12 protein-coding genes are annotated in these 11632 nt (G+C 68.4%); 3 read left to right on the top strand and 9 right to left on the bottom strand.

All coding sequences use genetic code 11. The annotated features are described in order from the left end of the window. Nucleotides 1-17: 17 nt before the first annotated feature. Nucleotides 18-698, bottom strand: coding sequence for an ABC transporter ATP-binding protein (locus FRZ32_RS05700; protein ID WP_147042612.1), 681 nt, complete (start codon nt 696-698; stop codon nt 18-20). A 13-nt stretch (nt 699-711) separates the two neighbouring features. Then, on the bottom strand, nt 712-2019 hold the full coding sequence (locus FRZ32_RS05695) for an efflux RND transporter periplasmic adaptor subunit (RefSeq protein ID WP_147042611.1): 1308 nt from the start codon (nt 2017-2019) through the stop codon (nt 712-714). Nucleotides 2020-2411: 392 nt separating this feature from the next. Between FRZ32_RS05695 and FRZ32_RS05690 the strand changes: the two genes are divergently transcribed. Both FRZ32_RS05690 and FRZ32_RS05685 read left to right on the top strand, forming a co-directional pair. Continuing rightward, nucleotides 2412-3803 carry a sigma-54-dependent transcriptional regulator gene (locus FRZ32_RS05690; RefSeq protein WP_424141282.1) on the top strand — a complete coding sequence of 464 codons (1392 nt, stop codon included), beginning with the start codon at nt 2412-2414 and terminating at the stop codon, nt 3801-3803. Between the two features lie 12 nt (nt 3804-3815). After that, the gene (locus tag FRZ32_RS05685) at nt 3816-5150 is read left to right on the top strand and encodes a sensor histidine kinase (RefSeq protein WP_147042609.1); all 1335 of its coding nucleotides are present in this window, start codon (nt 3816-3818) and stop codon (nt 5148-5150) included. Here FRZ32_RS05685 and FRZ32_RS05680 read toward each other — a convergent pair. The 4 genes from FRZ32_RS05680 to FRZ32_RS05665 form a co-directional block, all read right to left on the bottom strand. Beyond that, nucleotides 5147-6454 (bottom strand): FAD/NAD(P)-binding protein, encoded by a 1308-nt coding sequence (locus tag FRZ32_RS05680; protein ID WP_147042608.1) that lies wholly within the window; start codon nt 6452-6454, stop codon nt 5147-5149. The genes FRZ32_RS05685 and FRZ32_RS05680 overlap by 4 nt on opposite strands. A 16-nt stretch (nt 6455-6470) precedes the next feature. After that, nucleotides 6471-6896 carry an RrF2 family transcriptional regulator gene (locus tag FRZ32_RS05675; RefSeq protein ID WP_147042607.1) on the bottom strand — a complete coding sequence of 142 codons (426 nt, stop codon included), beginning with the start codon at nt 6894-6896 and terminating at the stop codon, nt 6471-6473. Between the two features lie 42 nt (nt 6897-6938). Beyond that, nucleotides 6939-7400: a DUF2721 domain-containing protein gene (locus FRZ32_RS05670; RefSeq protein ID WP_147042606.1), complete on the bottom strand. Its 462-nt coding sequence runs from the start codon at nt 7398-7400 to the stop codon at nt 6939-6941. 61 nt (nt 7401-7461) lie between these two features. Next, complete coding sequence (locus tag FRZ32_RS05665) at nt 7462-7923, bottom strand: peptidylprolyl isomerase (RefSeq protein WP_147042605.1); 462 nt, start codon at nt 7921-7923, stop codon at nt 7462-7464. Nucleotides 7924-8045: 122 nt separating this feature from the next. Between FRZ32_RS05665 and mgtE the strand changes: the two genes are divergently transcribed. Further along, on the top strand, nt 8046-9494 hold the full coding sequence (gene mgtE / locus FRZ32_RS05660) for a magnesium transporter (RefSeq protein WP_147042604.1): 1449 nt from the start codon (nt 8046-8048) through the stop codon (nt 9492-9494). Here mgtE and FRZ32_RS05655 read toward each other — a convergent pair. From FRZ32_RS05655 to FRZ32_RS05645, 3 genes are all read right to left on the bottom strand, one after another. After that, the gene (locus tag FRZ32_RS05655) at nt 9491-10198 is read right to left on the bottom strand and encodes a GIN domain-containing protein (RefSeq protein ID WP_158635845.1); all 708 of its coding nucleotides are present in this window, start codon (nt 10196-10198) and stop codon (nt 9491-9493) included. The two genes, mgtE and FRZ32_RS05655, sit on opposite strands and share 4 nt — an antisense overlap. Before the next feature lie 48 nt (nt 10199-10246). Beyond that, a complete protein-coding gene (locus FRZ32_RS05650; RefSeq protein ID WP_147042602.1) occupies nt 10247-10972 on the bottom strand; it encodes a head GIN domain-containing protein in 726 nt (241 codons plus the stop codon). Nucleotides 10973-11080: 108 nt separating this feature from the next. Then, nucleotides 11081-11614 carry a CarD family transcriptional regulator gene (locus FRZ32_RS05645; RefSeq protein ID WP_147042601.1) on the bottom strand — a complete coding sequence of 178 codons (534 nt, stop codon included), beginning with the start codon at nt 11612-11614 and terminating at the stop codon, nt 11081-11083. Nucleotides 11615-11632 lie beyond the last annotated feature (18 nt).

The raw sequence follows: 11632 nt of genomic DNA, 5'->3' as shown, positions 1-11632 counted from the left end.
GGCTCCTCGTTCGAAAGTCAGGCCGCGCGCCGGTGTTCCTGCAGGATGCGGCCGTCGAGCATGTTGACGACGCGCCCCGCATAATCGGCGTGGGCGGGCGAATGGGTCACCATGACGATGGTCGCCCCTTCGCCGTTCAGCGCCTGGAGCATCTTCATCACCTCCTCGCCATGGGCGGTGTCGAGGTTGCCCGTCGGTTCGTCGGCGAGGATCAGCTTCGGTGCTGCGACAAGGGCCCGGGCCACGGCGACACGCTGCTGCTGGCCGCCCGACAATTGCGACGGGCGGTGCTTGGCGCGGTGGGCGATACCCACCTTGTCCATCACCTCGTCGACCCGGGTGCGCCGCTCGCCCAAGGGGACGTTGTGGTAGAGCAGCGCAAGCTCGATATTCTCGCGGACGGAGAGCTCGTCGACGAGATTGAACGACTGGAAGATGAAGCCGATGTTCCGCTTGCGGAAATCGGCGAGCTTCGATTCGGACAGGCCCGCCACCTCGGTCCCGTTGAAGACATAGGACCCGCTCGACGGCGAATCGAGCATCCCGATGACGTTCAGCAGGGTCGATTTGCCGCAGCCCGACGGGCCCATGATGGCGACGAACTCGCCGTCGGCGACATCGAGCATGATGCCGTCAAGCGCGGTCGTTTCGACCATGTCGGTGCGATAGACTTTCGACAATTCCCGCATGCTCAGCATGTTCGCTTTCCCTTCATTGTCCGCTGAGGCTGAGCCGATCGCGTTCGGCGAAGCCGGTGTAGGGGGAGGTGATGACGCGCTCGCCGGGATCGAGCCCGCTGAGCACCTCGATGAAATCGGCGTTGCGGCGGCCGAGCCGGACGTTGCGACGGACGGCGCTGCGCCCGTCCGGGGCGACGACGAAAATCCAGTTGCCGCCGGTTTCGTCATAGAAAGCCCCATTCGGGATCATCAATGCCGGCGTCGGATCGCCGAGGGTGAGGCGGATCTGCACCGTCTGGCCGCGCTGGAGGTCGGCGGGCTCCTGACCCAGGAACTGGAGGTCGACCTGGAACACGCCGTTGCGGACCTGCGGATAGATTTTCGAGATTCGCAGCCGGTAGGGGTGGCCGGCGACGTCCGCGGTCGCGATCTGGCCGACCGAGACGCGGCCGAGATAGAATTCGTCGACATCGGCCTGGAGCTTGTTGCGCCCGGCGCTGTCGATCTGGCCGAGCCGTTCGCCGCGCTGCAGCGACTGCCCGATCTGGATTTCGAAGGCCGTGAGCTGGCCGCCGACCGGCGCGCGCAGATTGAGCGAATCGAGGCTCGAGCGGGCGATGTCGAGGCTCTGGTTCAACGAGGTCGCCGATTCCCGCAGCTGCGCGAGCTGGCTGGACTGGAGCCGCTCGTCGATCGCCTGCTGGCGCCTCAGGACATCGCTGCGCCGGCGGTTGGATTCATAGGCATCGCGGCTGTCGTCGATCGCGCGCCGCGACACGAAGCCGCGCTCGGCGAGCGGCTGCTGCATCTGGTACTGGCGACGCGCGGTCTGGGTCGCGAGATCGGCCTCGATCACCGCGCGCTCGTTCGCGAGCCGCGTCTGGTTGAGCGACAGCTCCTGGCTGCGCATGTTGTTGATCTGCTCGGCCACCTCGGTCTGGCGGGCGAGGACGTTCAGCTGCAGCTCGGGGTTGGACAGGACGGCGAGGAGCTGTCCCTGCTGCACCACGGCGCCGTCCTCGACCAGCACGCGCTCAACGCGGCCGCCCTCGACGGCATCGAGATAGACGGTAAGCGACGGCACGACCCGGGCGCGCAGCGGGAGGAAATCGTCGAAGCGACCGCGCTGCGCGGCCGAAACGGTCACCCGCGAGGCCTCGATCGTCTGGCTGTTGGCCGATGGCGCGAACAGGTAGAACAGAATCGCAAGCAGGATGACGGCGGCGACGCCGATCGCGATCTTGAGCCGGAGGCCCAGACCCTTGCGCTCGACCACGCGGTCCATCCCGCCGCCACTTTGCGGCCGTGCGGTTCGTTCGCGAAGGTTGAGAACGCTCATTCCATTGCCCCCTGAAACAGGCGGGCGGCGGACTGTCCGATTCCGGACACGCGCTGTCCGCCGCCGTACACTTGCCCGACCTTACGCAAACGGCAGCGCCACGAGCGTGAGGAAACCGGTGAGAACGAATCCGGCGGTAAACGCCAGTGCTTCAAACTTCTGCATGGTCTTGGCTCCTGCGAGGAATGGTCCCCTGTGCCTGTCCACCCAGCATAAGCCGTGCCAAACCGGCCGCTCTCTCTGCAAACGGCGAAATCGGAAGGAATCCGAAGAGCCAGGCCTGCGGCGGCGATGTCCGTTTCCGAACAGGATTGTCCGGTCGCGGACGAATCCGTGGCCGCGCTGGCATGGAAATTGATAGGCGGCTATCCGGACAACCAGCGGAGGCAAGGGTGACGCACACGAAGCGCTTCGGGCGCTGCATCATCATCGACGACGATCCGGACATTCTCCTGTCCGCGCGGCTGCTGTTGCGCGATCTGTTTCGCGACGTCGCCGATTTCCGGTCGCCGGAGGCCGCGATGGCCGCGATCGACGAGGAGCTGCCGGACGTTATCCTGCTCGACGCGAATTTCGGACGCGGCGCGACCGACGCCGCCGAAGGGCTGCACTGGCTGTCGCAGATCCTGAAGCGCGATCCGCAGGCGGTGGTGGTGATGATCACCGCCCATGCCGGGGTCGGCGTCGCGGTCGAGGCGATGAAGCGCGGGGCGACCGATTTCGTCTCGAAGCCCTGGTCGAACGAGCGGCTGCTCGCGACGGTCCGCACCGCCGCGGCGCTGCGCGCCTCGCGCGCGGAGGTCGATACCGAGCGCGGGCGCGCCGCGGTGATCGCCGCGCCGCCGGGCGAAACGCCACTGCTCGGCCGCTCGCCCGGCATGGCGCGGGTCTGGTCGCTGATCGAGCGCGCCGCGCCGACCGATGCCAACGTCCTGATCCTCGGCGAGAACGGCACCGGCAAGGAGCTGGTCGCGCGCGCTCTTCATGCGCGCTCGCGCCGCGCCGACAATGTGCTGGTTTCGGTCGATCTCGGCGCCGTCTCGGAAAGCCTGTTCGAAAGCGAATTGTTCGGCCACGTGAAGGGCGCCTTCACCGACGCCAAAACGGATCGGATCGGCCGGATGCAGGCGGCCGACGGCGGCACGCTCTTCCTCGACGAGATCGGCAACCTGCCGCTTCATCTCCAGCCCAAGCTGCTGACCGCGCTCGAACAGCGCCAGGTCACGCCGGTCGGTGGCAACCGGCCGGGCGCGATCGACGTGCGCGTGATCGCGGCGACCAATGTCGCGGCCGATCGCCTCGCCGACGAAAGCCGTTTTCGGCAGGATCTTCTGTTCCGCCTCAACACCGTCGAGATCGAGCTGCCGCCGCTGCGCGAACGGCGCGAGGACATCATGCTGCTCGTCGACCATTTCGTCGGGCTCTATGCCCGCAAATATGACAAGCCGGTGCTCGCGATTCCGCCGGATGTCGCGCGCGCGCTCGAAGATTATGACTGGCCGGGCAACGTCCGCGCCCTCCGCCATGCCGCGGAACGGGCGGTGATCCTTGCCGAAGGCGACGCCTTCCGCGCCGAGGATTTCTCGCTCTCCCGCGCCGCGCCGATGCCCAGGGCGAGCGCGCCGGCGCCGGCGCGGCACGACGATCTCAACCTCGAGCGCGCCGAAAAACAGATGGTCGAGGAAGCGCTGAGGAAGCACAGCTACAACATCTCGCTCGCCGCGGCCGAGCTCGGGCTCACCCGCGCCTCGCTCTATCGCCGGATGGAAAAGCATGGCCTGTAGCGGTCGGCGCGGATGATCGGCTCCCGCTATCTGGTCGGGCTGGTCTGGCGGCTGGGGCTGCTGATCCTGGCGGCGCTCGCCTTCGCGGAGACGCTGGCCCGACCCGATCTCGGCGCGACGCGGATCGTCGCCGCACTGGTGGTGATCGGCAGCGGCGCGCTGCTGTGGCGCCACGTCACCCGCACCAATCGCGAACTGGCGCGCTTCATCGACGCCGTCCGCTTCGCTGATTTCAGTCAGGGCTTCATCCATCGCTCCGAGGGCAGCGGCTTTTCGGAGCTCGGCCGCGTCCTCGACGGCGCGATGAAGCGGCTGCGCGACGACAAGCACAAGCTGATCGATGCCAACCGCTTTTACGAAGCGGTGCTCGACGACGCGCCGACCGCCCTTCTGACGGTCGATGGCGAGGGACGGGTGGAGCTTGCCAACAAGGCGGCGCGCCGCCTGCTTGTCCGCCACAAGGGCGTCCGCGTCGAGGATTTCCGTGATTATGGCGATGCATTCGCGCGGGCGCTGGAGGGCGGCGCGATCGGGCGGCCGCGGCTGGTGCCGCTGGTCAGCGACGGTGTGCCCCAGACGATGCTGGTGAGCGGCGCCGTCGTCCACCGGCTCGGCGGGCTCGTTCGAGTCGTCGCGGTCCAGCCGATCCAGGGCGAGCTGAACGCCATCGAGATCGCCGCCCAGAGCGATCTCATCCGCGTCCTCACTCATGAGATCATGAATTCGATGACGCCGGTGACGTCGCTCGCGCACAGCGCGGCGGCGTTGATGCGCGCCGCGGACAAGGGCGCGGATCGCGACGTCGCCGATGCCCGGGGCGCCGTCGAGACGCTGGCGCGCCGGGCCGACGGGGTCATGCACTTCGTCGAGAGCTACCGGCAGATCAGCCGCGCGCCGGAGATCAGGCGCCGAGCGATCGACGTGGCCGCCTGGGCGGATGAGCTCGCCGCGCTCTTCCGCGCCAGCGACAGGGCCGAGGGCGTCACGCTCGATCTTGCCGTCGATGCCGGGATGGCGCTGGAGGCCGATCCGGACCTGATGAGCCAGGTGCTGATCAATCTCCTACGCAACGCGGCCGACGCCGCGCGGGATCATGCCGAGGCGCCCCAGGTCCGCCTTGCGTTCCAGCGCGCCCGATCGGGCCGCGCGCAGATCGAGGTCGCCGATAACGGCCCGGGGGTTCCGGAAAACCTGAAGCAGGATGTCTTCCTGCCTTTCTTCACCACCAAGGCAAAGGGAAGCGGGATCGGCCTCAGCCTCGCCCGCCAGGTCGTCCTCGCCCATCGCGGCGTCATCAGCCTGGAGACCGCGCCGGAAGGCGGCGCGCTGTTCCGGATCCTGCTCTAGGCCGCGAGCCGCTTCGCGAGCGCGTCGGTCTGGGCGCGGATGTCGGGCACGGCGATGCTTTCCCAGAACGCGCCCTTCGTCGGCGGGCCGATCACGAACAGGCTGCCCGAGGCCGCACCGTCGCGGCCGATCGCGCCGAGCGTGTCGGGATCGACGTCGATGCCGATGCGGCAGGGATCGGGCTGGATTCGGCCCGATGACAGGAGCGCATCGAACAGCGGCTCGCCCGCGCGGACGATATCGAGCTCCGGCCCGGTGCAGTTGACGATCCGCGCGGCATGGACGGTCTCGATCCGGTCGGTCCCGCGCGCACGCCATGCGACGGCCGCGCCGCCCGCTTCGGGGTTGATCGAGACGATCTTGCCGGCAGCGAAGGTGAGCCGACCGGCACGCTCGAGCCGGTCGACGGTGGCGCCGACGGCCGGCGCGATGCGATGGCGGTGGACGTCCCACCAGGGGCGCAGGTGCCTCAGGAAACGGCGACGCTCGATGTCGCCGGCCTTGCGCCAGAGGTCCTGGGTGATGCTCCGCAACTCATGGACGGCGCTGCGCCAGCCAACCTCCTGCGAGCGCCGCCGGATCCGCCGCAGCAACGCCACGCAGTTCGACGGCAGTTCCCCCTGCGGCGCCACGATCGGCTCGCGCGCCTCATGCGCGCGTGGCGCGAGCCCACGCCGCGACAAAGCGAGGATCCGCCCCTGATAGCCGAGCGCGTCGAGCGTCAGGATCGTGTCCACCGCGGTCAGTCCCGTGCCGATCAGGACCACCATGTCGTCGGCTCCCAGGCCTTCGACGCGAAGATCGGCCCAGGGATCGCCGATCCAGGCATCGCCGAGCGCGGCGACATCGATCCGGCCGGGCAGAGCGGGGCGAAGATTGCCGAGCGCCAGGATTGCCGCATCGGCGACGATCTCGCGGCCGTCCGAAAGCGTCACATGCTCGCCATCCGCCGCCGCGACGACGTCGGTCGCCTCGCCATGCACGATCGTCACCCGATCGCCCGTCTCGGCGAGGAGCCCCGTGATATAGTCGCCATAGGCCATGCGCGGCGCATAGGCCTCGGCATCGCCGCCAGCCGTCTTCTCGAACCAGTCGACGAAATGGTCCGGCCGGTCCGGAAAGGCGGTCATCCGCCGCGCCGGCACGTTGAGCAGATGCTCGCTCCGCCCGGTGCCGTAGGCGACGCCGCGCCCGGGCACCCGGCCGCGCTCGATCAGGGTGACCTGGCTGACGCCCTCCTGGACGAGGTGAATCGCCTGCAATGCGCCGGACAGGCCGCCGCCGATGATCGCCACATGGTTCATTGTCGCATTCGCTCCTTCAGGCGATGTCCTCGACCTCGACATGGTCGGCGAGGGTGAGGCCGTCGAGGATGCGCGCCGTTTCATCGCGCACCCGCAGCATCGCGCGGTGGAGCCGGCATTTGTCCTCGCTGATGCAGTTGCGGCACGGCTCGTGGGCCAGCCGGCTGGCGCAGGGCAGGAGGCCGAGCGAGCCGCGCGTCAGCCGCACGATCTCGCCATAGCTCACTTCCGAGGGGGGCCGAGCGAGCCAGTAGCCGCCTTCGCGGCCGCGCAGCGTCTCGACCAGGCCGTCGCGGCGCATCTGGGAGAGGATCACGGTCAGGAACTTCGCCGGCAGGTTCTGCGCCTCGGCGATCTCGGCGAGCTGGACCGGCCCTTCGCCATAGCGATCGGCGAGGTGGAGCAGCGCCCTGATTGTATACCGCGTCCGTTGAGAAAGCATGTCCCGGCCCATTTGGGCCGCGCGGGCAAGAATGGCAACGCCTTAGCCGCGACGATGTGGCATCGCGTCGCGCCTGAGGCGCACCGCCCGCATGGCGAGCCAAACCTCGCCAAGGAACAGCAGCAGGCCGAGGATGAGCAGCCCCATCGCGATCACGAACAGCCAGGCGATCGGCCGGCCGATTCCCACCGCCGCGAGATCCGCGACGAAGAGCAGCGCGACGAGAACGCAGACGAAGAAGGCCGCCGCGGTGCAGGCGCTGATCGCGAGGTTGGCGAGCGTCGTTCGCTTGTCGAGGATGTAGAGCTCGGCCGTGGCGAGGCGGAGCCGCTCCGCCTCGAACGAGGCGAACTCCCGCTCGATGTCGCGAGCCCGGTCGACGGTGCGGGCAAGACGCCCGGCCATGACATTGAGGAAGGAACCGATGCCGGCCAGCAGGAAAACCGGCGCGACCGCCAGCTGGATCTGGTGCGCGATCGTGCTGACCGCGGCGGCTTCGTGCATCCGTCCCCCTTTCCGCCGCCGCCTCCTCTCCCGACACGAGAGAGGAGGGGTGGCGGTGCGACTAGGCCCTGAGGCTCGCCTTCAAGATCTTGCCGGGCGCGCGCGGCGGCTCGCCCTTTGGAAGCGCGTCGACATGCTCCATGCCCTCGATGACATTGCCCCAGACCGTATATTGGCCGTCGAGGAAGCCGCAATCGTCGAAGCAAATGAAGAACTGGCTGTTGGCGCTGTCGGGATCGCTGGTGCGCGCCATCGATGCGGTGCCGCGCGCATGCGGCTCGCGGCTGAATTCGGCCTTGAGATCGGGCTTGTCCGATCCGCCGGCGCCGGTGCCGGTGGGATCGCCGCCCTGGGCCATGAAGCCGTCGATCACGCGATGGAAGGTCACGCCGTCGTAAAAGCCTTCCTGCGCCAGCTCCTTGATCCGCGCGACATGGCCGGGGGCGAGATCGGGCCGCAGCCGGATGACGACGTCGCCGCCGCTGTCGAGGGAGAGGACGAGGGTATTGAGATCGTCGGCCATCGGAAGTCCTTGGATGAGGGGTGTCGCACCCATTTAGGGATGTCGTCCGTGAAGCGCCACCGCCTTGCAATCCTGGTCGACATGCCTAGGGAGGGCGCTCACACCGGCACCAGGAGAGGGCGATGAGCGAGAGCGATTTCGAAGCGCCCCCGATCGGCCCCGATGCGGCGGGCGAAGGCGCGCCGCCCGGTCCGCCGCCACCGCCCGAAAACCGTCACGACGAGGATGACCGGCTGAAGTCGGAATTCGTGAGCGAGGTCGTCGATCGGCTTCACGGCGGCGACATCGATGGCGTGCGCTCGCTGGTCGAGCCGATGCACGCGGCCGACATCGCCGACCTGTTCGAGCTGGTCGGTCGCGACGATCGGCCGCCGCTTGCCGCGGCGCTCGCCGGCCTGATCGACGGCGACGTGCTGGCCGAGATGAACGACTGGGTGCGCGACGAGCTGATCGACGAGCTGAGCGCCACCCAGGTCGCCGAGATCGCCGGAGAGCTCGAGACCGACGATGCCGTCGCGATCATCGAGGACATGGAGGAGGCGGATCAGCGCGCCGTGCTGCGCGCGCTCGATCCGGACGATCGCGCGGCGATCGAGGAGGCGCTGTCCTATCCCGAGGAATCGGCCGGCCGACTGATGCGCCGCGACGCGGTCGCCGTGCCGGAGCACTGGACGATCGGCCAGGTCATCGATTTCCTGCGCGCGGGCGAGGAGATCACCACCGATTTCTGGGAAGTGTTCGTGGTCGATCCCGCGCATCGCCCGGTCGGCACCTGCCTCCTCTCCTGGATCCTGCGCACGCCGCGGCGGATCGCGATCGCCGACGTGATGAAGCGCGAGCAGACGCTGATCCCGGTCGACATGGACCAGGAGGAGGTGGCGCTGCGCTTCCAGAAATATGCGCTGATTTCCGCCGCCGTCGTGGACCAGGCCGGCCGGCTGGTCGGCATGATCACCGCCGACGACGTCGTGCACATCATCCAGGAGGAAGCGAGCGAGGACATCCTGCGGCTGTCCGGCGCCGGCGAGGACGACATCAACGAGCCGTTGCCACAAACGGTCAGGCGCCGTCTCACCTGGCTGATCGTCAATCTCGGCACCGCGGTGATCGCCGCGGCGGTCGTCGGCCTGTTCCAGGGGACGATCAGCCATCTCGTCGCGCTCGCGGTGCTGATGCCGATCGTGTCGGGCATGGGCGGCAATGCGGGCACGCAGACGATGGCCGTCGCGGTGCGGGCGCTGGCGCTCAACCAGCTCACGAGTTCGAACTCGATCCGCGTGTTCGTCCGCGAATTCCGGATCGCGCTGGTGAACGGCGCGTGCCTCGGCCTCCTGCTCGGCATCGCGGTCAGCCTGATCTTCCGCAGCACCGATCTCGGCATCGTCATCGCGCTGGCGATGGTGATCAACAATCTCGTTGCGGGGATTTTCGGCGTGCTCGTGCCGGTGACGCTTGAGAAGCTGCGGGTCGATCCAGCGGTCTCGTCGGCGGTGTTCGTGACGATGGCGACCGACGTGATGGGGTTCTTCTCGTTCCTCGGCCTCGCGACGCTCTGGGGGCTTGGCGGCTAGCGCGGGAGCGCGCCCGCCGGGCCGCAGCGCACCTGCCCGGCGCCGGGCCCACGCACCGTGCAGGCGGCGCGGCCGGAGATCGTGACGTTGCCGACGCCGAGCGCGGTGACATTGGCGGCGCGCGCGGCGGCGAGGGCGATCGTTCCGGTGGTCGTGGTGGTCAGCGTGGCCTCCTGCGCGATCAGCCGCGCGCCATCGACATCGCCGCTGCCCTGGATATCCGCCCGTAACGTGCCGGCCGTCCCGGCAAGCTCGATTCGGCCCGATCCGGCGAGGCCGATCGACAGATTGTCGGCCGTGACGTTCGCGACGGCGAGCCGGCCGCTGCCTTCGACGGCAATGTCCGCGCGCAGGCCCTGGAGGCGGTCGATCGCGAGCGTGCCGGGGCCGATCAGCCGGGCCGAGCGCAACTCGCGTGTCGTGAGTTCGATCGTGACCACGCCTTCCTGGGCGCCGTCATTCCCGCCCCAATAGTCGCGGTTGCGGCGGATCCGGAGCGTCCCGCCGTTGACGTCGATGACGACCCGGTCGAGCGATTCGGTCGATCCGCTCGCCCGCGCAGCCGAGGGGCGGCCGGTCACGAGGTGGACGACATAGGGCCCTTCAACCGAGACCCGGTCGAAATCGGTGACCGAATAGCTGCGCTCGGCAGCGGCCGCCGGCGTCGCCGCAGCGGCCAGGGCAAGGGCGACAAGCTTCCTCATCGCGCCGACCATGACGCCAAACGGCCAAGCGTCAATGGCGAACCGGGGTCACGACGAGCAGTGCAGGTCCCCCGATCCCATTTTCGAGACCGTGCAGCGGGTCGTTCCGCTGACCACGACGTCGCCGGAGCCCATGATCGAGCCGGTGACGGAGCCGCTCGCGCGCAGGCGCGTGCCGCCGGACCCGACGATCGAGACTTCGGCGTCGCCGGTCTGGAAGCGATCGAGCGTCGCGTCTCCGGATCCCGCGATCGAGACCCGGGACCGCTCGGCCGAGCCCGCGGCGCGGATGTTGCCCGATCCGGCGATCGAGAAGGTGGCCTCCCGGGCTCGAAGCGCGCCGATGTCCATGTCGCCGGATCCGCCGATCGACGCCGCGAACGTGTTCGCTTCGGCGCGGTCGATATGCATGTCGCCCGATCCGGAGATCGACGCCGCGTTCAGCGACGGTGCGGTCACGTGGATCGTGACCCGGCCGAGATCGTAGTCGCGAGAGAAAGGACCGTGGCGGCGCGTGCCGATCTTCAGCGCGCCATCCTCGACGCGGATCTCGAGCCGGTCGAGCGAGTCCTGCGGGCCTTCCGCACGGACGGAGGGCGCGCCGCCGACCGCCACGGTCACGTCGGGCGAGCCGGCAAGTTCGACCGACTGGAACGCCCCGACCTGGAAATCGCGCTGGCCGGGCCGCGTGTCGCCACGCTCGGGACCGCCGGCACTTGCCGAGCAGGCGCCGACAAAAGCCAGGCCGGGAATGAGCCAAAGACCGTGACGCATCGCATCCTCCGTAGCTGTGTTATAAGCATAATACGCACTAGGACGACATCGCGCAACGAAAAAGGGCGGCCGTTTCGGGCCGCCCTCTTCGTTCGTCCGGTCGCTCGCTCAGGCTTCGACGCGCACCTTGTGGTGGACGCTCGCGGCCTTGTTGAGGATGTCGAGGATCTTCTCGAGCGCCTTCTTCTCGTCGACCTGCTCCATCGCGCCGAGCTCGCGGGCGAGGCGGGTGGAGGCGGCCTCGAAAATCTGCCGCTCGGAATAGCTCTGCTCGGGCGCGTCGTCGGGCCGGAACAGGTCGCGCACGACCTCGGCGATCGACGCCAGGTCGCCCGAATTGATCTTCGCCTCATATTCCTGGGCGCGGCGCGACCACATGGTGCGCTTCACCTTGGGCTTGCCCTTGAGCGTGGCGAGCGCCTCCTGCATCGTCTTGTCGGAGGAAAGCTTGCGCATCCCGACGCTTTCCGCCTTGTTGGTCGGCACCCGGAGCGTCATCTTCTCCTTTTCGAAACGCAGCACATAGAGCTCGAGCGCCATGCCGGCGATGTCAGTGCTCTGCAGGTCGATCACACGGCCGACGCCGTGCTTGGGGTAAACGACATAATCGCCAACGTCGAAGCTCAACGCCTTCGTTGCCATCTATTGGAACCTTCCCAT

Source organism: Sphingosinicella ginsenosidimutans, assembly GCF_007995055.1.
In the GTDB taxonomy this organism is placed as follows: domain Bacteria; phylum Pseudomonadota; class Alphaproteobacteria; order Sphingomonadales; family Sphingomonadaceae; genus Allosphingosinicella; species Allosphingosinicella ginsenosidimutans.
Note: the sequence above shows the minus strand (reverse complement) of the source record. Positions and strands in the feature narration are given on the sequence as shown.

Coding starts and splice junctions, on each gene's coding strand:
- FRZ32_RS05700 (WP_147042612.1), bottom strand. CDS start 698: ATGCTGAGCATGCGGGAATTGTCGAAAGTCTATCGCACCGACATGGTC.
- FRZ32_RS05695 (WP_147042611.1), bottom strand. CDS start 2,019: ATGAGCGTTCTCAACCTTCGCGAACGAACCGCACGGCCGCAAAGTGGC.
- FRZ32_RS05685 (WP_147042609.1), top strand. CDS start 3,816: ATGATCGGCTCCCGCTATCTGGTCGGGCTGGTCTGGCGGCTGGGGCTG.
- FRZ32_RS05680 (WP_147042608.1), bottom strand. CDS start 6,454: ATGAACCATGTGGCGATCATCGGCGGCGGCCTGTCCGGCGCATTGCAG.
- FRZ32_RS05675 (WP_147042607.1), bottom strand. CDS start 6,896: ATGCTTTCTCAACGGACGCGGTATACAATCAGGGCGCTGCTCCACCTC.
- FRZ32_RS05670 (WP_147042606.1), bottom strand. CDS start 7,400: ATGCACGAAGCCGCCGCGGTCAGCACGATCGCGCACCAGATCCAGCTG.
- FRZ32_RS05665 (WP_147042605.1), bottom strand. CDS start 7,923: ATGGCCGACGATCTCAATACCCTCGTCCTCTCCCTCGACAGCGGCGGC.
- mgtE (WP_147042604.1), top strand. CDS start 8,046: ATGAGCGAGAGCGATTTCGAAGCGCCCCCGATCGGCCCCGATGCGGCG.
- FRZ32_RS05655 (WP_158635845.1), bottom strand. CDS start 10,198: ATGAGGAAGCTTGTCGCCCTTGCCCTGGCCGCTGCGGCGACGCCGGCG.
- FRZ32_RS05650 (WP_147042602.1), bottom strand. CDS start 10,972: ATGCGTCACGGTCTTTGGCTCATTCCCGGCCTGGCTTTTGTCGGCGCC.
- FRZ32_RS05645 (WP_147042601.1), bottom strand. CDS start 11,614: ATGGCAACGAAGGCGTTGAGCTTCGACGTTGGCGATTATGTCGTTTAC.